Here is a 24,897-nt window from a genome sequence, read left to right on the forward strand (position 1 = left end):
TTCTCATCCCTGCAGATATCCCACTCAACCCCATGGGCTCCGCCAAAAGGCGGTTGCACCATAGAGACTGCCCCAAACAGTGTCAAGACGCTTTAGAAACAGTCTAAGCTATTGATTTTATTATATATTATTCAAGTGCAACAGCCATTAACTCGCTTCCCGCAATTGTGCCGCCCGCTCCAGGTCGACCGAGACCAGGCTGGAAACGCCGCGCTCGGCCATGGTCACCCCGAAAAGGCGACGCATCCGCGACATGGTCACCGCATTGTGTGTCACGATCAGAAAGCGGGTTTCCGTCCGGGTGGTCATGGCATCCAGTAGATTGCAGAAGCGTTCCACATTGGCGTCATCAAGGGGGGCATCCACCTCATCCAGAACACAGATGGGGGCCGGGTTCGTCATGAAGACGGCAAAAATCAGCGACAGGGCCGTCAGAGCCTGCTCGCCGCCGGACAACAGCGACAACACCTGAAGCCGTTTACCCGGAGGGCTGGCGAAAATCTCCAGCCCGGCTTCAAGCGGGTCGTCGGACTCGGTCAGTTTCAGATGCGCCTCGCCGCCACCGAACAGCGTCCGGAACAAATCCCCGAAATGCGCGTTGACGGCATCGAAGGCGGCCAGAAGCCGCTCGCGCCCTTCGCGATTCAGACTGCCGATGGCACCGCGCAGACGGTGGATCGCCGCTTCCAGGTCTTCCCGCTCGCTTTGCAGATGCTCCATCTGGGTTTCGATTTCGCTCAGTTCTTCCTCGGCCCGCAGGTTGACGGCCCCCAGCCGGTCCCGTTCGCGCTTCAGCTTCTCCAGCCGGCTTTCGAACACGCTGACATCGGGCAGGCTATCGTCATCGGTCCCGGTCGGCGGAAGACCGACAGCCTCCAGCACCTGCGTGGGGGCACAGGAAAACCGCTCGCCGATCCGCGCGGCCAGATCCTTGCGGCGCGCGGTCGCGGTCTCCACCGCGGCCTCGGCCCGGATTTGCGCTTCCCGCACACCGCTATGGGCGGTTTCGGCCTCCTTCAGCTGTCTGTCGGCCTGCCGGACCGTTTCTTCCGCGCGGGCCAGCTTGTCGGCACTGTCCTTCTGACGGTCTTCCGCCTCGGCCAGTGCGGTCAACAGCGCATCGCGGCGTGCCGTCATATCGGCCGGTCCCTGCGTCAGGGTCTTGATTCCCGCCTCGGCCTGATCGCGGCGTTCGTCAAGGGCGGCAAGCTGCGTTTCACTCTGGCTGCGGCGGCGCTCCCAGGCCCGCTGCTCTTCGGTAATCGCTTTCAGGCGGTCTTGTCGGGTCACGCTTTCCCGGCGCAATCCGTCATAAGCCGCCCGTGCCGCCGCCAGATCCCTCCGCGCTGCCTCCACCCGGCCGCGCACCTCCTCAAGGGTGGCTTCCAGAGCGTCACGCGGTGGCAGGGCGGCAATTTTCCCGTCAATCTCGGACAGGCGCGCCCCGGTCTCCGCCGCGTCCGCCTCAAGGCGGGCAATACCGTCCCGCAACGTCGTCACACGGCTTTCCCGTCTGGCGGCTTCCTGCTCGGCCTCAGCCAAAAAACGGCGGGCCGTACTCAGCGCGCTTTCGGCGTCACGGCGGGCGGTCCGCTGGGCCGTTTCCGCCTGCCGCGCATGGGACAGCCCGTCTTCGGCCATAGTCATGGCTTTCTTGCTGTCTTCCACCTGGGACGACAGTGTTTCCGCATCGCGTTTCAGGCCGTCCAGCCGGTTACGCTGTTCCATGCGGACCGTCGCGGCGGACGGGGCGCCGGCCTGCCGGACATAACCGTCCCAACGCCACAAGGCACCCTGTTTGGAAACCAGTTGCGCGCCCGGCGGCAGGGCGGCAACAATGTCCGCACCGTCACCGTTTTTCACCAGGCCGCAGAACGCTAAGCGGCGGCTCAACGCCTTTGGGACAGTGACATGACCGGACAGGGGAACAACCGTCCCGGGCCATTCGGGCGCCGGCAGGCTGTCCAGGATCTGCCAGAAATGGTCGCCGTCCACCGTCAGACCGGCATCGAGATCCTCACCGAATGCGGCGCCGGCGGCCCGCTCATATCCGGGTTCGGCATGCACATCCTTGCCCACGGCGTCATCGGCCCCGCCGGTATCCCGGCCAAGCAGACCGTCCAGGGACCCGATTTCCGACTGCAACGACCGCAGACGGCCAGCCAGGTCGGCATGGCGGGCCGCCGCACTCTCCTGGGTGCGGCGCGCCTGTTCCGTGGCGGCTTCAGCCGCCTCAAGGGCACGGGACAGACTGTCCAGCCCCTGCTCGGCCGCGCTCACGTCGGCCTGTGCCCGGGCAACGGCGGACTGGGCGGCATCACCGGCCACCAGCGCGGACAGGGTCTCGCCCGCCTTGGCAAGTTCAAGACCGATCTGTTCCGCGCGCCTGTTAACCGCCAGGCGGTCACTGTCCAGGCTGGACCGCCGGGCGCGTGCCTTGGCCGCCTGTTCCGCGGCACCGTCATAAGACTGCTCGGCCGCGTTCGCGGCCTCGGCAACCGTTTCCAGGGCCTGACGGGCTTCTTCTTCATGAACTGACTGTTCAGCGTCCGCCCTGGTCAGTCTGTCGTGTTCATTGCCAAGCCGCGTCAGGGCGCCCCTTGCATCCTCTGCGGCGTCCGCTTCGCGAACGCGGTCGGCGGCAATCTGCTCCAAGCCGGCTTTCAGGTCATCCAGCCGCTCCTGTCTGCGGCGCTCTTCCGTTTCAAGGGTTTCCTTCTCATGAGCCAGACGCTGACGCGCCGCCGCGGTCTGCGCCGCCGCCTCCCGCAGGGCCGGAATGGCGGCGGCGGCATCGGCCTGATGACGGCTGGCCGATGCCACCAGGCCGGCGGCATCGCCGACACGCGCGGTCGCCTCTTTCAGGGTGCGTTCCAGCAGGACCACTTCATCGGCCGCGACTTTCCAGCGTATGAAGAACAGCCCGGCTTCGGCCTGGCGGATATCGCCGCTGATCTCACGATAGCGTATGGCCTGCTTGGCCTGGCGCTTCAGACTGGCGGCCTGTGTCGCCATGGCCTGTATCACATCCTGCAAACGCGCAAGATTGCCCTCCGCGCCGCGCAGGCGGTTTTCCGCCTCCCGCCTTCTGGAATGAAGGCCGGTGATACCGGCGGCCTCTTCAAGCACGGCGCGGCGGTCCTGCGGCTTGGCATTGATCAGCGTCCCGATACGGCCCTGACTGACCAGTGCGGGGGAATGGGCGCCCGTGGCCGCGTCCGCGAAAAGAAGCTGGACGTCTTTTTGCCGCACATCGCGTCCGTTGATGCGATAGGCCGAACCGGAGTCCCGCTCGATCCGCCGCGTGACCTCGATCAGATCCTCGTCATTCCAGCCGGCGGGGGCATCGCGGGTGATATTGTCGAGGACAAGCGTCACTTCCGCCAGTCCCCGGGCACCCCGCCGGTCGGTACCGGCGAAGATGACATCCTCCATCCCCGTACCGCGCAGGGATTTCGCCCGGTTTTCCCCCATGACCCACCGCAGCGCTTCCAGAAGATTGGATTTACCGCAGCCGTTCGGGCCGACAACGCCGGTCAGTCCCGGCTCGATCAGCAACTCGGTCGGATCGACAAAGGATTTAAAGCCTGAAAGTCTTAGGCGCGCGAAATGCATGCCTGCCCTTACCCCTCCCCACTCCGGAGGCCCTGAGGCCTCCTTGAGCCGGGCGGCGCGCCTTTTCGGTTACACCTTCGCAATGGGCGAACCGCCCCGGTTTTCCTGCAATGGTCTTCTTTTATCTGCAATGCGCTTTCCCGTACCGGCACCGTGCGGCGGCGCAGTCATGGGACAGGCACGGCTTATAGTTTACCGTCGACCACATCGATCAGTTCACGGTAATCATTCAGTGTCTTCCCGTCGACGATCAGGGTCGGCGTACCGGTGATGTCAAACTCTTCCTGACCACGTTGCGTCATGTCGACCAGATGCTGGTGCATATCCGTGTTGGAAACACAACGGTCAAACTGGGTCCGGCTGATCCCGGCACGCCGGGCAATACCGGCCAGCGCCCCCATGGGATCTTCCGAGCGCATCCATTCATCCTGACGCGCGAAATAGCTTTTCAGCAACTGCTTGCCCACATCCATCGTGCTGCACCGCATCGCCGTCGACGCCGCCAGATCGTAGCGGTTCATGACAAAATTGCGGAAAATGAACCGGACCTTGCCGGTGGCGATGTAATCGCTTTCCAGCTGGGGAAACACAGTCGCGGCAAATGTCGCGCAGTGCGGACAGGTCAGGGATGCATATTCGATGATTTCCACCGGTGCATCCGCAGACCCGTAGACGAGATCGCCCCACAACCCCTCGCCGCTGCCGGCTTCATTGGACTCTGCGCCGGCATCCTGCGCGCTTGCGGATACGGCCACGACGGAATCCGTCCCAGCCGCGACAGGCCCGGCTTCATCGGTACCGCCGTCGGCCTGGCCGCACGCAGCCGCCAGCAGTGTCAGGGCCGCCAACAGAGAAAGTCTGCCATTTGCGAATTTGTTGTGGATCATATCGCACCATCTACCATATCTAGTGTTTATCCTGCGCCACGCATAGGTAAGAGTCAATCGCCGCGCTGCTCATCGCCGTGCCATGAATGGCATTTTCGTATTGAACCGTTCACACAGGACAACCTGTCCTGTCTGCCGCTTCATTGTTCCGTGTCCGTCCGGCTATCGGCATAAACCGCCCGCCCCAGCCGCTCAAGCACATCGCGCAATGCTTTTCTGTTTTCATCGGCACCGGATTTGTTCTTATCGTCAAAAGGCGCTTCACCGTCACCCGCCCCGCCGCCGCCCAGAAGGCGGTCCAGGCGGGCGGCCGCCTGCGGGGACAGTGGTGGGATTTCACGGACCTGCGCGCGGGGCCGTCCCGCCACTCGCCCCTGCACGAGGGACAGTTTTTCCACCGCCCCATAGCCGAAATAGCGATTCACCTGCTCGATGATGAAAGGGCTCCGGTGTTGCAGCAAAGGGGCGAAAGCAGGCTCCACCCGCACCGTCAGCGTAGCGCCTCGCCGTTCGCCCCGTGGAAAGGTCAAACGGTTCGGTACCGTAACGAGGGCCAGTTCCGTGCCGACGATATGAGACCAGCGGCGCACCACTTCATTATGGATGAAACCACGCCTGCGCAGCGCCCGGTCAATCAACGGGGCGGCAACACGCCCGGCCCTGACCGACGCCCGGCGGCGCTTGCCTGTGATGGACGGTTTTGCCTTGTTGCCCGCCACAAACATCCCTTTTGCGCACAGTGTCCAATCTTTTGTCCCAGGCACGGCATTGCCATATGCCGGCAAACTGCTATGTCCTGAAACCCGTCTTGCCACTCTCTCACAGACACCAGCCGGAGGCCAAGCAGCATTATGACAGACAGGCCAACAAAACAGGGGCGCGGCCGCGCGGCAAAAGCCCGTGACACTGTGGACTGGACGCTGCCCGTGGACCCCGACGCCCTGCGGACGACCTTGCTGGACTGGTACGACCGGCACCGGCGTACCCTGCCCTGGCGGGCGTCTCCCGGCGAACACAGCGACCCTTACGCCGTCTGGCTTTCGGAAATCATGCTTCAGCAAACCACCGTCGCCGCCGTCAAGGGGTATTTCGAACGGTTTCTGAAACGGTGGCCCACGGTCGGGGATCTGGCCGCCGCCGACCGTGACGACGTGCTGAACGCCTGGGCCGGTCTCGGCTATTATGCACGGGCCCGCAATCTGCACCGCTGTGCCGCCGTGGTTGCGGATGACCATGACGGACACTTTCCATCGGCTGTCCCCGATCTCAAGGCCCTGCCGGGGGTCGGCGATTACACGTCCGCCGCCATCGCCGCCATCGCCTTCGACACTCCGGCCACGGTGGTGGACGGCAATGTGGAACGGGTGATCACCCGCCTGTTCGCTCTGGAGACCCCGCTGCCGGACGCCAAGCCAGACATTCGCATCCGGACCGGTCGGATCGCGCCGGATACGGCGGCAAGACGCCCCGGCGATTTCGCCCAGGCCATGATGGACCTTGGCGCCACCGTCTGTACGCCGCGTGCGCCGAAATGCCTTTTATGCCCATGGCGGGACGCCTGCCGCGCCCATGCAATGGGCGAGGAAGAGCGCTTCCCCCTGAAAAAGCCCAAAAAACCCAAACCGTCACGCCAATGCACAGCCTTCTGGGTGACAAGCGGGGACCATGTTCTTCTGGAACGACGGCCGGCGAAAGGACTTCTCGGCGGCATGCCCGGCCTGTTTTCAACGCCGTGGATCGATACGGACACGCAGGACATGGCGGATGACTGGCAATCCCATCTGCCGCTGTCAGGCAACACACGGACCCTGCCGGGTACCACCCGCCACACCTTCACCCATTTTCATCTGGAAACACGGGTGATCGTCGTATCCGTCAAAGTCGTCACCGATATCGAGAACGGCTTCTGGATACCGCTCCATCATGTTGAAGAGGCCGGATTGCCAACTGTTTTCAAGAAAATGGCGGTTCACGCTGTCAGCAAAGGGTCCGGAACGTAAAAGACCGAGAAGGTTGAAGGGGAAGACCAACCCTAAAAAACGTCAGGGGCCTACCCTACCCCTTCAAAGGGTTTCCTTGGGCAGTGTGAAAAACATGACCGGCCCGCGTGCCGACGAAACTCCACGGGGAGCAAACAGTGCGGCAATCCGGTTGGGAAGCAGGCGTGCCCGCCTCCCCGGCCCCTATCGGGTTCAGTGAATCTCGCCGCGCAGTTGCTGGCGGAAAACATCGATGGGCATCAATTCGCCGCGCTTCTCCACATGCCAGAACGTCCAGCCGTTGCAGGCCGGCGCTCCCTGCACCGCTGCCCCGACCTGATGAATGGACCCCTTTGTCCGGTCGGCGATGAGCGAACCGTCCGAACGCACCTTGGCGGTATAGCGGCGACGGCCATCGACCAGCACCTCACCCGGACGGATCAGCCCGCGTTCAACCAGCTGGCCGAAGGGAACGCGCGGGGCTTCACGCTTGCCTGTGGTATAGCTCAAGACGTCCGCGTCCAGGGGCTCCACCCCGGCAATGCGTTTCTGCGCCGCCTTGATATAGGCCGTTTCCCGTTCGATCCCGACGAAATGCCGGCCCAGCATTTTCGCAACGGCCCCGGTCGTGCCCGTCCCGAAGAACGGATCGAGCACCACATCGCCCGGCTTGGTGGAGGCCATCAGAACCCGGTATAACAGCGCTTCCGGCTTTTGCGTGGCATGGGTCTTCTTGTCGCCGTCCTTCAGGCGTTCTTTGCCCGCGCAGATGGGGATCAGCCAGTCGCTGCGCATCTGCACATCGTCATTCATCGTCTTCAGCGCGTGGTAATTGAAGGTATACCCCCGTGCGTCCGCCGATTTTGCCGCCCAGATCATGGTTTCATGGGCGTTGGTGAAACGCGTGCCGCGAAAATTCGGCATGGGATTGCTTTTTCGCCAGATCACGTCGTTCAAAATCCAGAAGTCCAGATTCTGCAAGGCATGGCCGACACGGAAAATATTGTGATAACTGCCGATAACCCACAGCGTACCCGTATCCTTCAGCACACGGCGAACCGCGTCCAGCCAGTCCTGCGTGAAACGGTCATAGGCCTGAAAACTGGAAAACTGGTCCCAGGCATCGTCCACACCGTCCACCTTGCTGTTGTCAGGCCGGTGCAATGTGTCCTTCAGTTGCAGATTGTAAGGCGGATCGGCAAAAACCACATCCACCGACTTTTCCGGCAAACGGTTCAAAACCGATATGCAGTCACCCTGTAAAATGCGGTCCACCGGCAGGTTTTTCAGCCGGTTGGACGCATCGCCGGCCGCACCCGCGGCCTTGCTGCGCGCTTTGCTCATTGTCTGGCTCCGTCCCTGTGAGGCTTTATTTGTAAGTGGCTTTTGCCAGCCTCTCCAATGACTCGACTATGAGTCTAACTCGATTCGCAGTCAACAGATTCTATATGAGAGTCATATGTTTATGGCGAATCGTGAAAGCTAATCTTCATGCAAAACCGCCCTGACCGGCGCAAAGGAGCGGCGATGATGCGGGCTTGCGCCCACCAGCCTTAGTGCCGCCATATGTTTGGGCACCCCATATCCTGCGTTTCTCTCCCAGCCATACTGGGGATGGTCCCGCGACAGCCGAGCCATCAGACGGTCACGAAAAACTTTCGCGACGATACTCGCGGCGGCAATGGACAGGGACCGGCTGTCGCCCTTAACGAGAAGCCGCGTCGGCATATCCAGCCCGGGGTCCTGATTGCCGTCCACCAGGGCCGCCGCCGGGGCAACCGGCAGACCCGCGACGGCCCGGCGCATGGCAAGCAGACTGGCGGCCAGGATATTCAGGCGGTCGATTTCGGCAACGCTGGCTTCGGCCACCGATACGGCGACAGCCTGGGCATACAGGGCATCATACAGCCGTTCCCGCCGCTTCGCGGTCAGCTTTTTGCTGTCATCCAACCCGTCCGGAATGGCGCCGGGGTCAAGAATGACCGCCGCCGCAACCACGGGACCTGCAATCGGGCCGCGCCCCACCTCATCCACGCCGCAGACGGGACCGGTTCCTGTGACGGTCAGGGCCTCCTCTGCCCGCCAGTCCGGCCCGGTGTGCCCCGACGGTCCCTTTTTGTCGAAAAGATCCTTCATACAAACGCGCTTATACCCCCTTCCCATACGGGCAGAAAGGGGCTTGGACATGCAGAAGGGGGCAACTGGAAGACTGCCCGGATCAGGCAGCCGGCATTAAGGGCAAAAGCGCCGGGCCGGGATGCCGCCATGGCCATGCGGGGGATGGTGATAAACCAGGCGGCACACCCGGCCCGTCTGCGAACCCCGAGACAGCAACCGGTGCGAAAATCTACCGGAGCGCCGGACGGGACCCGGCCTGCCGGGGTTCGGCAGACACGGGGTTCGCATGTATGGCTAAGAGGTGTGTTTTTGTGCCGTCACACCGGCGTTCAGGCGGCGGCCAGGCGAACCAGACGGGCCTGACGGCGGTGACGCCGCCAGCTCCGGGTCTTGGCCGGCTGAAACACGGCCGCCGAACCGGCGCCGATATCGGACGTCACACTTTTGACCAGGGTCACAATCATTGTCTTTCTCCTCGCTGTCATATGCCCGGCACCATGCCGGCCAGGTCGCTTGCTGTCTGCCGCCGGTCTGTCAGATCCTTCGTCCGGTCTGACGCGCTGTTTTCAGCTTTGTCCCTGCGACACCTTGAAGATGTGGGAAAACGGCAAAATCCGCAAGACGGCTTCATCGCGGAAACGGAACCGTTGATCGCATTTACGCGCGCCAACAGGGGAAAAGAGCCGCCGACCTGCCCCGGTCTGTCGATCCATGGGCACGGCTTTAAGCTATATTCCCCGCCATGGCGGGTGTATGCTTGGGTATATATTTCACAACGATAGAGCGGCCTACGCGCGGGGGGAACGATGAGCCGGGTCACGATTATTATTGGACACCCCGATCCCTCACCGGAACGCTTCTGCCGGGCCCTGTCGCTGGCGTATGAAAACGGCGCAAAGGAGACAGGGCATGATGTGCGCATACTGGATGTCGCCGCGCTTGGCCTGCCGCCTTTGATGAATGCCGCACAATGGCGGACGGACCCCGGTCCGGACATAACCGGTGCCCAGACGGCCATCGAATGGGCGGATCATCTGGTCATTGTCTATCCCCTTTGGCTGGGAACCATGCCGGCGGCCTTGAAGGCCTTTTTCGAACAGGTCATGCGTCCCGGCTTTGCCCTGTCCTCCGGTGATAGCGGGTATCCGAAAGGCCTGCTGAAAGGACGCTCGGCACGCATTGTCGTCACCATGGGCATGCCCGCCCTTGCCTACCGGCTGTTCTACCGGGCACACAGCCTGAAAAGCCTCGAACGCAATATCCTGAAATTCTGCGGTATCGGACCGGTACGCGAAAGCCTGGTCGGCATGGTCGAGGGCAGCGCCGCCTCCCGCAGCCGGTGGCTCGCCAAAATGCACCGCCACGGGACCAAAGCGTCCTGAGCGTCCGCATCAAAAAAGGGATAAAACCAAATTGATGTATTCGCGCCGGATATGACGGCCATAATAGGTCTGTCGTTATAGGGTAGCGGAGCGCCTGCGGACCGAAGCCGTCAGGCCCGTCAAACCGCCGATACGGAGGCACAAGGCATGGAAATGACAATCCTGTTCATCGCCGTTGTTTTCGTCATCGCCGGCGCGGTCAAGGGTGCCATCGGTCTTGGGCTGCCCCCGATCACGATGGGGCTGCTGGTGATGGTCATGCCCCCGGTCGAGGCTGCGGCGCTGACAGTGGCGCCGGCTTTCGTCACCAATGTCTGGCAGATGGTCGACGGCCCCCATTTGCGCCGCCTGGTGCGGCGTCTGTGGCCGCTGATGCTGTGTGCCGTGGCCGGTACGCTGGCGGGCGCCGGCTGGCTGAGGCGGAAAACGCCCGGACCGGCACTGCAATTCTCGGTGCGGTTCTGGCTCTCTACGCCCTCAGCGGTCTGGTGTCCGTGCAATATACGGCTGGCAAGCGCACGCAAAAATGGCTCGGCCCGGTCACCGGCGGACTGACCGGTCTGGTCACTGCGGCAACGGGCGTGTCCTCCATGCCGGTGGTGCCGTATTTCCAAAGCATCGGGCTTGAAAAGGATGCGCTTGTCCAAGCCATGGGACTGTCCTTCACGGTGTCCACACTGGCACTCAGCGCCAATCTGGCCGCCGTCAATGCCTTGTCCTGGTCCCTGGGTCAGGCGGCCGGCATCGCGCTCGCGGCGGTGCTGACGGGGTTATGGCTTGGCCAGACCTTCCGCAAAAGGCTGAACCCCGCCGCATTCCGCCTGTGGTTTCTCAGCGGCCTGCTGGTCCTGGGTTTTTATCTGTTTGTGCGGTCCGTGATTTAAGACGCGGGGCAGACGGAACAGCGGCGGGGGGAACACGCCGTCCCGCATCGCTGGCACCGCAGCTTCAACCATCGTCCTTGTGATCGCCATTATGGCCGTCCGTGTCATCGTCCCTGTCGTCCTCATTGGCACGGTTTTCAAGCAGGCGGTCGGCGTCGCCTTCGCTGACGCTCTCCACCCCTTTCAGGGCCCTCAGCATGGCACGCTTGCGGGTCTCCAGCTTGTCCACATGGTTCTGCACGGCGGACAATGACTTGCCCATCTGTTCAATCTGCCTGCCGTATTTCTCAAATTCCTTCTTCACGGCGCCGAGAACGGTCCACACCTCGCCCGCGCGCTCCGCCAGGGCCGCCTGACGGAACCCGAGACGGATCGTCGACAAAAGGGCCTGAAAATTGGTCGGCCCCGCCACCGTGACCCGGAAATCCCGTTGCAAAGCCTCGAACAGACCGGGCCGCCGCAGAATTTCGGCATACAGCCCTTCTGTCGGGACGAACAGAATGGCCGTATCCGCTGTCGCCGGTGGATTGATGTATTTGTCGGCAATGTCCTTGGCGAATTTGCGGATACGGATCTCAAGCGCCTTGGCCGCCGCGTCGATGCCGGCCGCGTCGCCCAGTTCGACCGCCCCCAGCAGACGTTCATAATCCTCGGTCGGGAATTTTGCGTCCACGGGCAGGAAAACCGGCTCTTCCGTGCCCGGCAGGCGAATGCCGAATTCAACCCGTTCGCCCGTGGTGCGGCCGCAGTCATAATTGGCGATATACTGGTCCGATGTCAGAATATCCTGAATCAGCAGTTCCAGCTGCACCTCGCCAAACGTGCCGCGCGATTTCACATTGGTCAGAACACGCTTCAGATCGCCCACGCCGGTGGCCAGCGTCTGCATTTCGCCCAGTCCTTTTTGAACGGATTCCAGACGCTCTGCGACCGTTTTGAAACTTTCCGTCAGGCGGCGTTCCAGGGTTGTCTGCAGCTTTTCGTCCACCGTCTTGCGCATATCGTCAAGCTTGGCGGCGTTTTCGGCTCTCAGCTCCCGCATTTTCTCATCCAGCTTGTCACGGAACTGCTGCTGCTGAGCCGTCTGGTCGGCGCCAAGGCGGCGCACAGTGTCGGACAGGGCGGTGAGCGCCTTGCTGATCTCCTCCCGGTTCCGGGCAAATTCCAGGCGCAGCGCCTGCTCGCGCGTGTCCGACGCCCCCACCAGATCGCCCATGCGGGTTTCCAGCCGGACAAGCCCCTCACGCAGGGCCTCTTGCTGTCGGCTCTGCTCCTGACCCGGTACAAGGGCACCTGTGCGCCGCAACAGCAAAAGGCCGATCACCACCATCAGGCCGATCAGGCCGAGCGTGATAAGATCGGGCAGGGAAATCTGGTCAATCATGGGCGCCATGTCCTCGGAAAACATTTCGGGTCCACAAAACCGTCCGGGCCAATGATACACCGGAACGACCAGTGACACGCCGGAACAAACAGTCTGATACCCGTATCTCATGCAGGCTTACGACACGCGCCGCACCTTCGGCAAGGCCGTCTCAGTGCTTGAGACACGCTGCGCGGGCCGATATGATCCGCCCTGCGAGGGGAACACGGTATGCAGCAGACAGTGGTGGATGATCACACCCTGCCCCGTTTTGAGGCAGGCGATTTCACGGGCGTCAGCGAACGAATGCGGCAGGCTTTCGAGCGCGACGGCGTCCTTGTGCTCGACAATATGGTGGCGCCTGACGATTGCGACGCCCTGAAAGCCCGCATGCACGACATGCTCGACACCTTTGACTGGCAGGAACACCGCACGGTATTTTCCACCACCTCCAAGGCCCATGCCCAGGAAGAATATTTTCTCTCATCCGGCCATACCACCCGCTTCTTTTTTGAAGAAGGCGCCGTCGACGGCAACGGCAATCTGACCTGCGCCCCGGATCAGGCGCTGAACAAACTCGGCCATGCCATGCATGATCTGGATCCGGTATTCGACCGGTTTTCCAGGCAGCCGCGTTTCCGCGCCCTGGCGGACGGTCTGGGCATGATCCGGCCGCTGCTGCTGCAATCCATGTATATCTACAAACAGCCGCGCATCGGCGGCGAGGTGGTCTGCCATCAGGACGCCACCTATCTGTGGACGGAACCCCAGACCTGCCTGGCCTTCTGGATCGCTCTCGAAGACGCAACCCTGGAAAACGGCTGCCTGTGGGGCATACCGGGCGCCCACAGGCTGGGCACCGCCCCGAAACTGCGGTTCCGCCGTACCGGCGATGATCGCGGCACCGTCACGGACACTCTGGACGACACCCCCTTCGATGAAGCGACCAAAGTCCCGCTGGAAGCGCCGAAAGGCACGCTCATCGCCTTTAACGGTCTTTTTCCGCATCTGTCCGGCCCCAATCGCTCGGACAAGTCACGACATGCCTACACACTGCACATGATTGACGGCACCGCCAGTTATCCGGCAGATAACTGGTTGCGGCGGCCGGCAAACCTGCCACTGAAAGGGTTCTGACAGACCGGGGCGGGGCAACACGTCAAATGGGATCATCATTCATGGAGCCAATCGTCATCGTTGGCGGCGGCCATGCCGCTGCACAGCTTGTCACCAGTCTGCGGCAAAAGGGCCTGGCGGACGGCAGCGTCCTCATCAGCGACGAAGACATGCTGCCCTATCAGCGCCCGCACCTGTCGAAGGCCTATCTCGCCGGCGACCTGCCGGCGGAGCGGCTGCCCATACAGCGGCAAAAATCCTATGACGATGCCGGTGTCCGCCTTCATCTGGGTCAAAAGGCCACGGCTCTCGATACCGCGGCCCGGCAGGTGACACTGGCGGACGGCACGGCGGTGTCCTATGGCGCGCTGATCCTGGCCACCGGCGGCCGGGCGCGGCGGATGACCTGCCCGGGCAGCGACCTGCCGGGCATTCACTATGTCCGGACGAAACAGGACATCGACAGCATGCGCGACGCTTTTACGGGCGCGCAGAACATCGCCATTATCGGCGGCGGCTATATCGGGCTGGAGGTTGCCGCCGTCGCGTCCAAGGCCGGTAAGACCGTCACCATCATCGAGGCGGAGAACCGCGTGCTTGCCCGTGTGGTCGCGCCGGAGGTATCGGCCTTCTACACGCACCTGCATGAAGATGCCGGTGTTACCATCCGCACCGGCACCATGGTCACGGGCCTGGAAGGCACCGCCCGCGCCGAAACCCTGGTGCTGTCCGATGGCAGCCGGCTTGACACCGATCTGGTGGTGGCCGGCATTGGCCTTATCCCCAATACGGATCTGGCGGAAACCGCCGGCCTGTCGCTGGCACACGGGGGCATCGCGGTGGATGCCCGGTGCCGGACCAGCGACCCGCACATCTATGCCGTCGGCGATGTGGCGTGGTTTCACCATCCGCTCTATGGGCGACATATGCGGCTTGAATCCGTGCAGAATGCTGTCGACCAGGCGAAAACGGCGGTCGCGGCCATTGCCGGCGACCCTGCCGTCTATGAGGCGCTGCCCTGGTTCTGGTCGGATCAGTATGACCTGAAACTTCAGATCGCCGGGCTCAGCCAGGGCTATGACACCATCGTCACGCGCGGCGACCCGGACGGACGGTCTGTCGCCTTTTTCTATCTGCGGGACGGACGGCTGATCGCTGCCGACTGTATCGCAAGAATGCCGGAATTTCTGGCGGCGAAAAAACTGATCGCCGCCGGCATACGCATCCCGGCGGAAACCCTGTCCGACGAAAACCGTCCTTTCAAGGAGATCGCCACTGAGCTCCTCGCCTGAAGGCCTTCCGGCCTGAGGATAACGGGCGGCACGCAGGGACACGGTATAAAAAACTCCCGGCGCAAAGCGCCGGGAGCTTCATGATTGGTCATGGAAGGGCAATATTGCCGGGCACTCATGTCCGGCAAAACCGTCCGTCACCCCATTGGAAACCCCAAGAAACCCAGGGCCGTCAGCGTCCGCTGTCGGGGGCGGGCAGCACAGCCTCGATGGCCGCGCGCAGTTCTTCCGATTGCGGCGTCACCGGGCTTGGGAAATAGGCAACCGGCTCGCCGTCCGGGGAAATCAGATATTTGTGGAAATTCCATTTCGGGCGCGACTCGTCACCCAGCTTCCCGGCGATGAAGTCATAGATAGGGGCCGTGCCATCGCCGCCCTTGACCTTCATTTTCTTGGTCATGGGGAAGTCAATATCGAAATTGATGGTGCAGAAATCCTTGATATTGTCTTCCGAGCCCGGCTCCTGGTCGCCGAAATCGTTGGACGGCACACCGATCACCACCAGCCCGCGCTCCTGATAGTCCTCCCAAAGGGCCTGCAGCCCCTCATATTGCGGCGTGAACCCGCAGTAGGACGCGGTGTTGACCATCAGAACGGCCTTGCCGGCATAGCTCTGCATGGGCATATCCGTCCGCTCGATCGACGTCAGCATGAAATCATGGACGTTTTTTTCGTCCCCCGCGGACACCGCCAGGCTTCCCGCCAGACCCACGGCACCCATCAGATACAGTGCAAACACAGCAACTTTTTTGAACATTCGTGATCGCTCCCTTAACACGCCATATGCGCGTGATACGACGGGGCCAGCCTAATCGGATGACACGGGGCCCGCAAGCTCGCCGACCTCACAACTGTGCGAGACAGCGCCCTGCCGGCGGGGTGCGGTACGGGCGGGTCGGCACGCCCGCGCGGCGCATGCACGCAACCACTTCCCCCGCGATGCATTTGGCGGTATGGGAGGCGATAAGGGAGCACCGCCGCACCCGCAACCGGGCGTGGAGTCACAAGCGGCGGCGATGAGTGGAGTCTGACAGATCATGACCAATGTGCAGCCAACAGCAGCAGCAACGAACGCGGCGGACGCAAACGGCACTCCGAACGGCACCCCGGACGGCACTCTGGCCGCCGCGCGGGCGGCGGTGCGCGCCGCCATTTACGGCGACGAGGAACAGGTTGTCGCCGATCTGCTGGAAGCCTTCCCCCTGACGGAAAAAATCCGGCGCGCGGTTCAGGACCGGGCCGGCGATATCGTCAGGCGGTCCCGCGCCATGAAGGAGGAACAGGGCACGCTGGACGCCTTTCTGGCGGAATTCGGCCTGTCCAATCAGGAAGGCGTGGCGCTGATGTGCCTGGCCGAGGCCCTGCTGCGCGTGCCCGACAGCGGCACCCAGGACGCCCTGATCGCCGAAAAGATCCGCTCCGGCGACTGGGCGGCGCACAAGGGCCAGTCGGACAGTCTTTTCGTCAATGCCTCCACATGGGCCCTGATGCTGACCGGCGAGGTGGTGCAGCTGGAAAGCGGCATCGTCAAGAAGCCGGGCGCCTGGGTGAAATCCCTGGTTTCACGCCTGGGCGAACCGGTGATCCGCACGGCGGTCAAGCAGGCGATGCGGATCATGGGCCGCCAGTTCGTCTTCGGGCGCACCATTGACGAGGCGCTGGAGCGCTGCGCCAAACAGCCGGACGGCCAGCGGCTGATGAGCTTCGACATGCTGGGCGAAGGGGCCCGCACCATGGCCATGGCGGAGCGTTACGCCGCTCTCTACGGCGCCGCGATCGAGACCGTCGGCCGGGCGGACGGCGCATCCGGCGCCACGCCGCACGACCGGTCCAGCGTATCGATCAAGCTGTCGGCCCTGCACCCGCGTTATGAAGACACCAAGGCCGAGCGGATCCTGCGCGATCTGCTACCCGTGCTGAAAGACCTTGCGTTGAAGGCGAAACAGCACGGCATCCAGCTGACCATAGACGCGGAGGAGGCCGACCGTCTCGACCTGTCCCTCACCCTGATCGAGGCGCTCGCCCGCGACCCGGAGCTTGCCGGCTGGGACGGCCTGGGACTGGCGGTGCAGGCCTATCAGAAGCGCAGCGCCCATGTGATCGACTGGGTGGTCGCGCTGGCCCGCGAGACCGGGCGCCGCATCCCCGTGCGCCTGGTCAAGGGCGCCTACTGGGACACCGAAATCAAGCATGCCCAGGAAATGGGCCTGCCCGATTATCCGGTCTTCACCCGCAAGGCGGGCACGGATGTGAATTATCTCTACACGGCGGCCCGCATGCTGGAGGCGACGGACGTCCTGTATCCCCAGTTCGCCACCCACAACGCCCACACCATTGCCGCCATCGCCCATATGGGCACGGACCGGCGGTATGAATTCCAGCGCCTGCACGGCATGGGCGCGCTGTTGTACAAGGCCAGCAGCGCCGCGCTGGGCGAGACGATCAAGACCCGTATCTATGCCCCCGTCGGCCTGCATGAGGACCTTCTGCCCTATCTGGTGCGGCGGCTGCTGGAAAACGGCGCCAATTCCAGTTTCGTCAACCGCTTCATGGATGCCGATGTCCCGGTCGAGGCGGTGTCCGGCGACCCGGTGACCGCGCTGGCCGCCGCATCGCCGCGCCGCCACCCGGCCATTCCGGTGCCCGCCGCGCTGTACGGGGACAGGCGCCGCAATTCCGCCGGCTGCAATCTGATGGACCCGGTGCAGCGCGCATCGGTCTTGAGCGTGCTGGACCGCCAGTCGGACGAGCGGATCGAAGCCGCCTGCCTGGTCGCTGGTCAGGCCGTGGGCGCCGCGCCGCAGCCCGTCGTCAGCCCGGTCGACACCCGGCAGACCGCCGGCACCATCCGCCCGGCCCGGCCGGAGGATCTGGAGGCCGCCGTGACCGCCGCAGCAGCAGCCCAACCCGATTGGGATGCACGGGGCGGGGCCGCCCGCGCGGCCGTTCTGCGGGCCATTGCCGACCGTCTGGAAGACAACCGGGACCGGTTCCTGTCCATCCTCGCCCGCGAGGCCGGCAAGACCCTGGAGGACGGCATCGCCGAGGTACGCGAGGCCGTCGATTTCTGTCGCTACTATGCCGGTCTCGCCGAAGACCAGTTTGAAGGCAACCGGACATTGCCGGGCCCGACGGGCGAACGGAATGAGCTGAGCCTCGGCGGGCGCGGGGTTTTCCTGTGCATTTCGCCGTGGAACTTCCCGCTGGCCATCTTCACCGGGCAGGTGGCGGCGGCACTGGCCGCCGGCAACGCCGTCCTCGCCAAACCGGCGGAGCAGACGCCGCTGGTCGCGCACATGGCGGTCACACTGATGCACGCGGCCGGCGTGCCCGGGGATGTGCTGCACCTGCTGGCCGGCGACGGCGCCGGTGTCGGCGGTGCCCTGGTCGGCGATCCGCGCGTTGCCGGCGTCGCCTTCACCGGGTCGACCGTCACCGCGCAGACCATCAACCGCGCCCTGGCCGCGCGTAAGGGTGCCATTGTCCCGCTGATCGCCGAGACCGGCGGACAGAATGCGATGATTGTTGATTCCACCGCCCTGCTGGAGCAGGTCAGCGACGATGTGATGATGTCGGCGTTCGGGTCGGCGGGACAGCGCTGTTCGGCCCTGCGGGTCCTGTTCGTCCAGGACGATGTGGCCGATGCCCTGATCGACATGCTGAAGGGCGCGCTGGCCGAACGCCGGGCCGGCGACCCCGCGGACCCGGCGACCGATATCGGCCCGATCATCGACGATGCGGCCCGGCAGCGGCTGGCCGATCACTGCGCCTGGCTGGCCAGTGAAGGCCGTCTTGTCGCCCAGGGGACCCTGCCGGACGAAACCGCGCACGGCACCTATCTGGCGCCGCATATCTTCACGCTGGATCGGCTGGACCAGCTGGAGGGCGAGGTGTTCGGACCGGTCCTGCACATCATCCGCTACAAGGCGGACGACATTGACGATGTGCTGGCCCAGATCGGCGACACCGGTTTCGGCCTGACCTTCGGGGTGCATACGCGCCTGGAATCCCGCTGGCGGCGCCTGTTCGCGCGCGCGCGGGTCGGCAACACCTATATCAACCGGAACATGATCGGCGCCGTCGTCGGCGTGCAGCCCTTCGGCGGCGAGGGCCTGTCCGGCACCGGACCGAAGGCGGGCGGCCCGCATTATCTGCTGCGGTTCGCGGTGGAACGCACACTGACCGTCAACACGGCGGCCATCGGCGGCAACGCCGACCTGTTCAGTCTGAGCGACGCGTAAGCGCCGCCGTCAAAACAGCGAAAGCTGCCGCCTGTCCCGCCCGGTGGCAGATTTTCCGGACCCGCCCGACCTTCCAGACCTAGCAGAGCCGCCCCCGCCCCCGGGCGGCACGGCGGGCGGCACGAACAGGTCGGTTCTGAGTTTGCTGGACAGGCGGTTCAGCCCGAGACGCCGGACCGTTTTCTCAAAGCGCTGCTTCATCAGATCGGCCTCGAACCCCTTGCCACGCATGCGGTGGACGAACCGGGGGTCGTTCAGCCGGCCGCCGCGCAGGGCCGCCAGACGCGACAGAACGCGGGACGCGCGGTCGGGGAAATGCGTCTCCAGCCATTCCCGGAACAGGCCCGCCACCTCGCCCGGCAGCCGCAACAGGATATAGCCGGTCTCCCCAGCGCCGGCATGGGCGGCGGCGGCCAGGATGGTTTCAATCTGTTCATCATTGATGGCCGGGATCACCGGCGCCACCATGACCCCGGTCGGGACGCCCGCCTCGCTCAAAAGGCGTATGGCGTCCAGACGGCGCTGCGGTGTGCTGGCGCGCGGTTCCATGATACGGGCCAGGCCCCGGTCGAGCGTGGTGACGGACAGCGCCACCTTGACCAGCCCGCGCGCCGCCATGGCGGCGAGGATATCGAGATCGCGCACGATCAGATGCGACTTGGTGACGATGGTTGCCGGGTGCCCGGTCTCAAGCAGCAGCCGCAAAAGGTCGCGGGTGATGGCATAGCGTTTTTCAATCGGCTGATACGGGTCGGTGTTGGTGCCGAAGGCAATGGGCGCGCAGTCATATCCCGGCCGCGACAGTTCCCACCGCAGCAGGACCGCCGCGTCCGGCTTGGCGAAAAGGCGGCTTTCGAAATCCAGCCCCGCCGACAGGCCCATATAGGCATGCGCCGGCCGGGCATAGCAGTAAACGCAGCCATGCTCGCAGCCCCGGTACGGGTTGATGGAGCGGTCGAAGGGGATATCCGGGCTTTGATTGCGGGTCAGAATCCGCTTCGGCCGTTCATGGGTGACCGTGGTGCGCAGGGGAGGAACGCCTCCATCCCCGGATATCCCGCCATCCGGCATCCCATCGCCGGGCGCCCAGTCACGCACCCGGTCACGCGTCCAGTCGCGCACCCCGTGTGGTATGGCGGGCTCGCGGCTGAACCGTTCAAAACGGCCGCTGCGGTTGCTGAGCGTCCCCCGCCCCTTGGTGGGCGCGCGCGGTCCGGCTGCGTATGCACTGTTCTGTTCCATGGGCCGATCATAGCAAAAGAACAAAACAGGAACAAATAAAATATGAAGCTGCCCCCGCCCGTGAGGGGGAGCCGCCCGCCCGGCGTCAGCGGAGCCAGTCGCGGGGCGGCATGCCGCCGATGTCCACCCTGCCCGCCTCCCAGTCGTCGGCCCAGCGGGTCAGGTGATCGCCGTCCATGGGCTTGGCCACATGGTAGCCCTGGACCGTATCGGCCCCGATGGCGGCGACGATGGCAAGCTGGTCGGTGCTCTCGATCCCCTCGCAGGTACAGCTCATATCCAGCCGGTGCGCGAGCGAAATCGCCTCTTCCAGAACGATGCGGGCGCGTTTGTCGGCCGCCGCCCGGCGGGCGAACCGGCGGTCGACGATCATCTCGTCGAACGGAATATCCTTGAGCGCGATCAGCGGCGCATACCCTGCGGCAAAATCATCCAGCCCCAGCCGCACCCCCCGGCCGGACAGATATTTCAGCACCTCGATCGGGCCGTCGGCATCGATGTCGAGATCGGCTTCGCTCAACTCCAGCCGCATGAGGTGCGGCGGCAGCGACCATTGTTCGATGACACCGACCACGGTCTCGGCGAAATCGTCCTTGCGCAGATTGTCGATGGTGACATTGACGGCCATTTCGATCTGCCGCCCCTCCGCGACCCAGCGGGCCTGCACCTCGGCCGCCAGTTCCAGCATGCGGTAGGTCAGGATATCCATATAGCCGCGCTCACGCGCCAGCCGCAGGATCGCGCCGGCCCCCAGCATGCCGCCCTGGGGCGATTTCCACCGGGCGAACACCTCGACCCCGGCAAGCGTCCCGTCACGCAGGCGCACCTTCGGCTGGAAAATCGGCGCCAGCCCGTCGGCCATGAGACCGCGCACAAATTCGGCCTCGGCCAGGACGGCATTGCCCCCTTCGCCCCGCGCCCCCTGCACATTGGCGACACCGTCCAACAGCGCCAGAAGCGCGTGCCCCTCGACCGGGCGGCGCAGCACGCCGAGCAGATTGATGCTGTAGGCAAGCGCCAGCGCCCGCGCGGTGTCCAGCGCATGCTCGTCCGCGCCCGAGACCAGCACCAGCGCCGGCTCATAGGCCAGATCGGCGACCACCCGCATCAGATCGTACAGATTGCCGGGCGAGACCTGCGCCGCGCTGACGATGATGTCGAAACTTTCCGTGCCCAGAATGTCCGCTGCCTGCTGGCCGCTTTCGGCCACCGCCACATGGTATCCGGCCTGGCGGAGCTGCTGCCCCAGAATATCCCGTACAGAGACCGACGTATCGACGACGAGAATCCGCTTATTCACTACACTTCTGCCCCAGCGGTTAACAATCGGGCCACCCTACAGGATGACACTGCCATGTTAAAGGGCAGCCATACAAAGCCCTGCGTGCATCGCCGCAAATCGCGTCAGTCCGGGCGGCGGTACCTCAAAACCGGCTGCCGGGCGGCGCGGGTTTCATCCAGCCGGCCCATGGGCGCGTGGTAAGGCGCGCCGCTAAACCGGTCCGTCTCGCCGGCCTTGGCCGCATCCGCCAGTCCTTTCAGCGCGCCGATAAACTGGTCCAGGCCCGCCTTGGATTCCGTCTCCGTCGGCTCCACCAGCATGGCCCCGTGCACCACGAGCGGGAAATACATGGTCATCGGGTGATAGCCCTCGTCGATCATGGCCTTGGCGAAATCCAGCGTCGACACGCCGGTTCCTTTCAGGAAACGGTCGTCGAACAGCGCCTCATGCATGCACGGCCCCTCGAAGGACGGCGTCATGTGCCCGTCCAGTTCGGCCATGATGTAATTGGCATTCAGCACGGCATCCTCGGCCGCCTGCCGCAGGCCGTCGGCGCCGTGGCTCAGCATATAGGTCAGCGCCCGCACGAACATGCCCATCTGCCCCTGAAAGGCCACAAGCCGGCCGAAACTGGCGTCATCGTCCCCTTGCGGCCATTCCTTCAGCGCAAACCCGTCCGCGCCCTGAGACACATAGGGCAGCGGCACGAAATCCTTCAGCGCGTCGGAAAACACCACCGGCCCCGAGCCCGGACCGCCGCCCCCGTGCGGGGTGGAAAAGGTCTTGTGCAGGTTGATATGCATGGCGTCGACCCCGAGGTCGCCGGGCCGCACCTTGCCGACGATGGCGTTGAAATTCGCCCCGTCGCAGTAGAAGAAAGCCCCCGCCGCATGAATGGCGTCGGCGATCTCGCGGATATCGCTTTCAAACAGGCCGCAGGTGTTCGGGTTGGTCAGCATCACGGCGGCGACCGTGTCGTCAAGCGCGGCGGTCAACGCCCCCACATCCACGCGGCCGTTGGCCTTGGCCGGGATCGGCTTGACCTTGTAGCCGCAAAAGGCCGCCGTCGCCGGGTTGGTGCCATGGGCGCTTTCCGGGCACAGCACCACGGACCGGGCATCGCCGCGTGCCTCAAGGGCGGCGCGGATCGCCATCATCCCGCACAATTCGCCGTGCGCGCCCGCTTTCGGGCTCAGCGCCACCGACGGCATGCCCGTCAGTGTCTTCAGCCAGTGCGCCAGGTCGTCCATCAGCGCCAAAGCCCCCTGCACGGTGGACACCGGCTGCATGGGGTGGATATCGGCAAAGCCCGGCAGACGCGCCATCTTCTCGTTCAGGCGCGGGTTATGCTTCATCGTGCACGAGCCGAGCGGAAACAGCCCCATGTCGATGCCGTAATTCAGCCGCGACAGGCGGGTGAAATGGCGCACCACTTCCGGTTCCGCCAGGCCCGGCAGGTCGGCTTCCGCCTCGCGGGCAAGACCGCCGAGCCGGTCGTCGAACGCGCCCGGACCCTCCAGGTCGACACCGGTTTCGCCCTCCCGGCCAAGCTCGAAAATCAGCGGCTCCTTGAGGCGCAGGCCCCTGTGTCCGGAAAAGGAGACAAATTCTTCATCCCCCGTGGCGGCATTGTTTTCATTGGCCGGTGCGGTCGGCCGTCCGACGGCGTTCATGCTCATTGCAGGGCCTCCTTCAATGCCGCGCCCAGGGCGGCGATATCCTCATCCGGCACCGTCTCGGTCGCGGCCAGGATCAAAAGCGTGTCCAGACCCGCCGCCGGGAACAGCCGGCTGGCCGGCACGCCGGCCAGAATGCCCTGTGCCGCCAGCCTGTCGGCGACCTCCGCGGCCGGCCTGTCGAGACGCACGGTCACCTCATTGAAGAAGGCCGTATTCAGCACCGTCACACCCGGCACGCCGGCAAGCGTGTCGGCCATCCGGCAGGCCTTGGCATGGTTGAGCCGCGCCAGGCGTTTCAGCCCGGCCCCGCCCAGCAGGGCCATATGCACCGTGAACGCCAGCGCGCACAGGCCGGAATTGGTGCAGATATTCGATGTCGCCTTTTCCCGGCGGATATGCTGTTCCCGCGTCGACAATGTCAGGACATAGCCCCGCTTGCCGTGCGAATCCACGGTTTCACCACACAGCCGTCCCGGCATCTGGCGCAGATATTTGTCACGCGTGGCGAACAGGCCAAGATACGGCCCGCCGTAATTCAGCCCGTTGCCGATGGACTGCCCCTCGCCCACCACGATATCGGCCCCCATGGCACCGGGGCTTGTCAAGGCGCCGAAGGAAACGGCCTCGGTCACCACCACGATCACCAGCGCGCCTTTTTCATGGGCCGCCTCGGACAGGGCCGTCAGGTCATGCAGATGACCGAAAACATCGGGCGTCTGCACCACGACGCAGCTGGTCCGGTCGTCTATGGCGTCTTTCGCGGCTGCCAGCATGGCCGCCGGATTTTCCGCGTCCGGGTCCAGCAGCACCAGTTCGTCATCGGTGAACCGGGTCATGGTTTCCGCGACCGCGCGGTAGTGACCGTGCAGATTGCCGGACAGGACGGCCCGCTTGCGCCGGGTCACGCGGCGGGCCATCAGAATCGCCTCGCCGCACGCGGTGGAGCCGTCATACAGGCTGGCATTGGCCACATCCATGCCGGTCAGGGCCGCCACCTGTGTCTGAAACTCGAACAGATACTGCAATGTCCCTTGCGCGATTTCAGGCTGATACGGGGTATAGGCCGTCAGAAACTCGCCGCGCTGGATCAGATGGTCGACCGTTGCCGGCACATGGTGGCGGTAGGCCCCCGCCCCCAGAAAGAACGGCCCGTCACCGGCCGCGTGATTGCGGCGGGCCAGCGCGCCCAGATGGCGTTCCACCGCCAGTTCGCTCTGATGGTCCGGCAGGTCGATGGCCGGATTGAGCAGGCCGTCCGGCACATCGCGAAACAGGTCATCGATATGACTGACACCGATGGACGTCAGCATGGCTGAGCGGTCGGCATCCTTCAGCGGCAAATAGCGCATGGGCAGTCCTCTCTCTTGAACGGCACACCGAAATCGGCGCACCCGGCCAAAATCCGTCTGACCGGTGAGACGTCTCTGTCAGGCCGGACCGGCTCAGTCCAGACCGTCGACAAAGGCCTTGTAGGCCGCCTCATCCATCAAACCGTCCAGTTCACCGGCGTCGGACAGGGTCAGCTTGAAAAACCAGCCCTCGCCCTTCGGCGCGGAATTCACCAGCGCCGGTTCCCCCTCCAGCGCGCCGTTGACCTCGGCAATGGTGCCGGAGACAGGGGCGTACACCTCGCTCGCCGCTTTGACCGATTCGACCACGGCGGCCTCATCGCCCTTGGAAAAGGCGGCGCCGACTTCCGGCAGTTCGACAAAAACCACATCGCCCAGCGCGTTCTGGGCATAATCGGTAATACCGACCGTGGCGACATCACCGTCAATGTCGATCCATTCATGGTCTTCCGTGTATTTCGTCATGGG

At 64.1% G+C, this 24,897-nt stretch carries 18 protein-coding genes and 1 pseudogene; 6 read left to right on the forward strand and 13 right to left on the reverse strand.

Annotated elements, in window-relative coordinates:
* Nucleotides 1-147: 147 nt before the first annotated feature.
* From smc to BXY39_RS14255, 3 genes are all read right to left on the reverse strand, one after another.
* A complete protein-coding gene (smc, locus tag BXY39_RS14245) occupies nucleotides 148-3,615 on the reverse strand; it encodes a chromosome segregation protein SMC (protein WP_121939544.1) in 3,468 nt (1,155 codons plus the stop codon).
* A 185-nt stretch (nucleotides 3,616-3,800) separates the two neighbouring features.
* Nucleotides 3,801-4,502, reverse strand: coding sequence for a thioredoxin domain-containing protein (locus BXY39_RS14250; protein ID WP_121939545.1), 702 nt, complete (start codon nucleotides 4,500-4,502; stop codon nucleotides 3,801-3,803).
* Nucleotides 4,503-4,642: 140 nt separating this feature from the next.
* A complete protein-coding gene (locus tag BXY39_RS14255; RefSeq protein WP_170163855.1) occupies nucleotides 4,643-5,221 on the reverse strand; it encodes a DUF721 domain-containing protein in 579 nt (192 codons plus the stop codon).
* A 132-nt stretch (nucleotides 5,222-5,353) separates the two neighbouring features.
* Here BXY39_RS14255 and mutY point away from each other — a divergent pair, with 132 nt between their 5' ends.
* On the forward strand, nucleotides 5,354-6,502 hold the full coding sequence (mutY, locus tag BXY39_RS14260) for an A/G-specific adenine glycosylase (RefSeq protein ID WP_121939547.1): 1,149 nt from the start codon (nucleotides 5,354-5,356) through the stop codon (nucleotides 6,500-6,502).
* A 192-nt stretch (nucleotides 6,503-6,694) separates the two neighbouring features.
* On the opposite strand, the gene BXY39_RS14265 is transcribed toward mutY, so the two are convergent.
* From BXY39_RS14265 to BXY39_RS19935, 3 genes are all read right to left on the reverse strand, one after another.
* On the reverse strand, nucleotides 6,695-7,825 hold the full coding sequence (locus BXY39_RS14265; RefSeq protein ID WP_121939548.1) for a site-specific DNA-methyltransferase: 1,131 nt from the start codon (nucleotides 7,823-7,825) through the stop codon (nucleotides 6,695-6,697).
* Between the two features lie 138 nt (nucleotides 7,826-7,963).
* The gene (locus tag BXY39_RS14270; protein ID WP_121939549.1) at nucleotides 7,964-8,617 is read right to left on the reverse strand and encodes a ribonuclease HII; all 654 of its coding nucleotides are present in this window, start codon (nucleotides 8,615-8,617) and stop codon (nucleotides 7,964-7,966) included.
* A 311-nt stretch (nucleotides 8,618-8,928) separates the two neighbouring features.
* Nucleotides 8,929-9,063 carry a hypothetical protein gene (locus BXY39_RS19935; protein WP_281270018.1) on the reverse strand — a complete coding sequence of 45 codons (135 nt, stop codon included), beginning with the start codon at nucleotides 9,061-9,063 and terminating at the stop codon, nucleotides 8,929-8,931.
* Nucleotides 9,064-9,405: 342 nt separating this feature from the next.
* Here BXY39_RS19935 and BXY39_RS14275 point away from each other — a divergent pair, with 342 nt between their 5' ends.
* Nucleotides 9,406-9,981 carry an NAD(P)H-dependent oxidoreductase gene (locus tag BXY39_RS14275; RefSeq protein WP_121939550.1) on the forward strand — a complete coding sequence of 192 codons (576 nt, stop codon included), beginning with the start codon at nucleotides 9,406-9,408 and terminating at the stop codon, nucleotides 9,979-9,981.
* A gap of 153 nt (nucleotides 9,982-10,134) precedes the next feature.
* A pseudogene (locus tag BXY39_RS19750) lies at nucleotides 10,135-10,865 on the forward strand (sulfite exporter TauE/SafE family protein).
* Between the two features lie 64 nt (nucleotides 10,866-10,929).
* Here BXY39_RS19750 and BXY39_RS14285 read toward each other — a convergent pair.
* Nucleotides 10,930-12,249, reverse strand: a complete 1,320-nt coding sequence (locus BXY39_RS14285) for a DNA recombination protein RmuC (RefSeq protein WP_121939636.1) — start codon at nucleotides 12,247-12,249, stop codon at nucleotides 10,930-10,932.
* Between the two features lie 210 nt (nucleotides 12,250-12,459).
* Here BXY39_RS14285 and BXY39_RS14290 point away from each other — a divergent pair, with 210 nt between their 5' ends.
* Together BXY39_RS14290 and BXY39_RS14295 are read left to right on the forward strand one after the other, a co-directional pair.
* Nucleotides 12,460-13,365, forward strand: coding sequence for a phytanoyl-CoA dioxygenase family protein (locus BXY39_RS14290; RefSeq protein ID WP_211332263.1), 906 nt, complete (start codon nucleotides 12,460-12,462; stop codon nucleotides 13,363-13,365).
* A 41-nt stretch (nucleotides 13,366-13,406) separates the two neighbouring features.
* The gene (locus BXY39_RS14295; RefSeq protein ID WP_121939638.1) at nucleotides 13,407-14,636 is read left to right on the forward strand and encodes an NAD(P)/FAD-dependent oxidoreductase; all 1,230 of its coding nucleotides are present in this window, start codon (nucleotides 13,407-13,409) and stop codon (nucleotides 14,634-14,636) included.
* 172 nt (nucleotides 14,637-14,808) lie between these two features.
* Here the strand turns inward: BXY39_RS14295 and BXY39_RS14300 are convergent, their stop codons facing one another.
* Nucleotides 14,809-15,393 carry a glutathione peroxidase gene (locus BXY39_RS14300; protein WP_121939551.1) on the reverse strand — a complete coding sequence of 195 codons (585 nt, stop codon included), beginning with the start codon at nucleotides 15,391-15,393 and terminating at the stop codon, nucleotides 14,809-14,811.
* A 280-nt stretch (nucleotides 15,394-15,673) separates the two neighbouring features.
* On the opposite strand from BXY39_RS14300, the gene putA reads away from it, so the two are divergent.
* Entirely contained in the window at nucleotides 15,674-18,877 is a 3,204-nt protein-coding gene (gene putA / locus BXY39_RS14305) for a bifunctional proline dehydrogenase/L-glutamate gamma-semialdehyde dehydrogenase PutA (RefSeq protein ID WP_121939552.1), read from the forward strand.
* A 9-nt stretch (nucleotides 18,878-18,886) separates the two neighbouring features.
* Here the strand turns inward: putA and BXY39_RS14310 are convergent, their stop codons facing one another.
* The 5 genes from BXY39_RS14310 to gcvH form a co-directional block, all read right to left on the reverse strand.
* Complete coding sequence (locus tag BXY39_RS14310; protein ID WP_121939553.1) at nucleotides 18,887-20,119, reverse strand: PA0069 family radical SAM protein; 1,233 nt, start codon at nucleotides 20,117-20,119, stop codon at nucleotides 18,887-18,889.
* A gap of 85 nt (nucleotides 20,120-20,204) precedes the next feature.
* Nucleotides 20,205-21,419 (reverse strand): EAL domain-containing response regulator, encoded by a 1,215-nt coding sequence (locus tag BXY39_RS14315; RefSeq protein WP_121939554.1) that lies wholly within the window; start codon nucleotides 21,417-21,419, stop codon nucleotides 20,205-20,207.
* Nucleotides 21,420-21,523: 104 nt separating this feature from the next.
* Nucleotides 21,524-23,080, reverse strand: coding sequence for an aminomethyl-transferring glycine dehydrogenase subunit GcvPB (gene gcvPB, locus BXY39_RS14320; protein WP_121939555.1), 1,557 nt, complete (start codon nucleotides 23,078-23,080; stop codon nucleotides 21,524-21,526).
* A complete protein-coding gene (gene gcvPA, locus BXY39_RS14325) occupies nucleotides 23,077-24,429 on the reverse strand; it encodes an aminomethyl-transferring glycine dehydrogenase subunit GcvPA (RefSeq protein ID WP_121939556.1) in 1,353 nt (450 codons plus the stop codon). Before gcvPA ends, gcvPB begins: the two co-directional genes overlap by 4 nt.
* A gap of 93 nt (nucleotides 24,430-24,522) precedes the next feature.
* A complete protein-coding gene (gcvH, locus tag BXY39_RS14330) occupies nucleotides 24,523-24,894 on the reverse strand; it encodes a glycine cleavage system protein GcvH (RefSeq protein ID WP_121939557.1) in 372 nt (123 codons plus the stop codon).
* Nucleotides 24,895-24,897: the final 3 nt, after the last annotated feature.

This window comes from Eilatimonas milleporae (genome assembly GCF_003688555.1).
GTDB lineage: Bacteria > Pseudomonadota > Alphaproteobacteria > Sphingomonadales > Kordiimonadaceae > Eilatimonas > Eilatimonas milleporae.

Coding starts and splice junctions, on each gene's coding strand:
- putA (WP_121939552.1), top strand. CDS start 15,674: ATGACCAATGTGCAGCCAACAGCAGCAGCAACGAACGCGGCGGACGCA.
- BXY39_RS14300 (WP_121939551.1), bottom strand. CDS start 15,393: ATGTTCAAAAAAGTTGCTGTGTTTGCACTGTATCTGATGGGTGCCGTG.
- gcvPA (WP_121939556.1), bottom strand. CDS start 24,429: ATGCGCTATTTGCCGCTGAAGGATGCCGACCGCTCAGCCATGCTGACG.
- gcvH (WP_121939557.1), bottom strand. CDS start 24,894: ATGACGAAATACACGGAAGACCATGAATGGATCGACATTGACGGTGAT.
- BXY39_RS14265 (WP_121939548.1), bottom strand. CDS start 7,825: ATGAGCAAAGCGCGCAGCAAGGCCGCGGGTGCGGCCGGCGATGCGTCC.
- smc (WP_121939544.1), bottom strand. CDS start 3,615: ATGCATTTCGCGCGCCTAAGACTTTCAGGCTTTAAATCCTTTGTCGAT.
- BXY39_RS14275 (WP_121939550.1), top strand. CDS start 9,406: ATGAGCCGGGTCACGATTATTATTGGACACCCCGATCCCTCACCGGAA.
- BXY39_RS14250 (WP_121939545.1), bottom strand. CDS start 4,502: ATGATCCACAACAAATTCGCAAATGGCAGACTTTCTCTGTTGGCGGCC.
- gcvPB (WP_121939555.1), bottom strand. CDS start 23,080: ATGAGCATGAACGCCGTCGGACGGCCGACCGCACCGGCCAATGAAAAC.
- BXY39_RS14295 (WP_121939638.1), top strand. CDS start 13,407: ATGGAGCCAATCGTCATCGTTGGCGGCGGCCATGCCGCTGCACAGCTT.
- BXY39_RS14285 (WP_121939636.1), bottom strand. CDS start 12,249: ATGATTGACCAGATTTCCCTGCCCGATCTTATCACGCTCGGCCTGATC.
- BXY39_RS19935 (WP_281270018.1), bottom strand. CDS start 9,063: ATGATTGTGACCCTGGTCAAAAGTGTGACGTCCGATATCGGCGCCGGT.
- mutY (WP_121939547.1), top strand. CDS start 5,354: ATGACAGACAGGCCAACAAAACAGGGGCGCGGCCGCGCGGCAAAAGCC.
- BXY39_RS14270 (WP_121939549.1), bottom strand. CDS start 8,617: ATGAAGGATCTTTTCGACAAAAAGGGACCGTCGGGGCACACCGGGCCG.
- BXY39_RS14310 (WP_121939553.1), bottom strand. CDS start 20,119: ATGGAACAGAACAGTGCATACGCAGCCGGACCGCGCGCGCCCACCAAG.
- BXY39_RS14290 (WP_211332263.1), top strand. CDS start 12,460: ATGCAGCAGACAGTGGTGGATGATCACACCCTGCCCCGTTTTGAGGCA.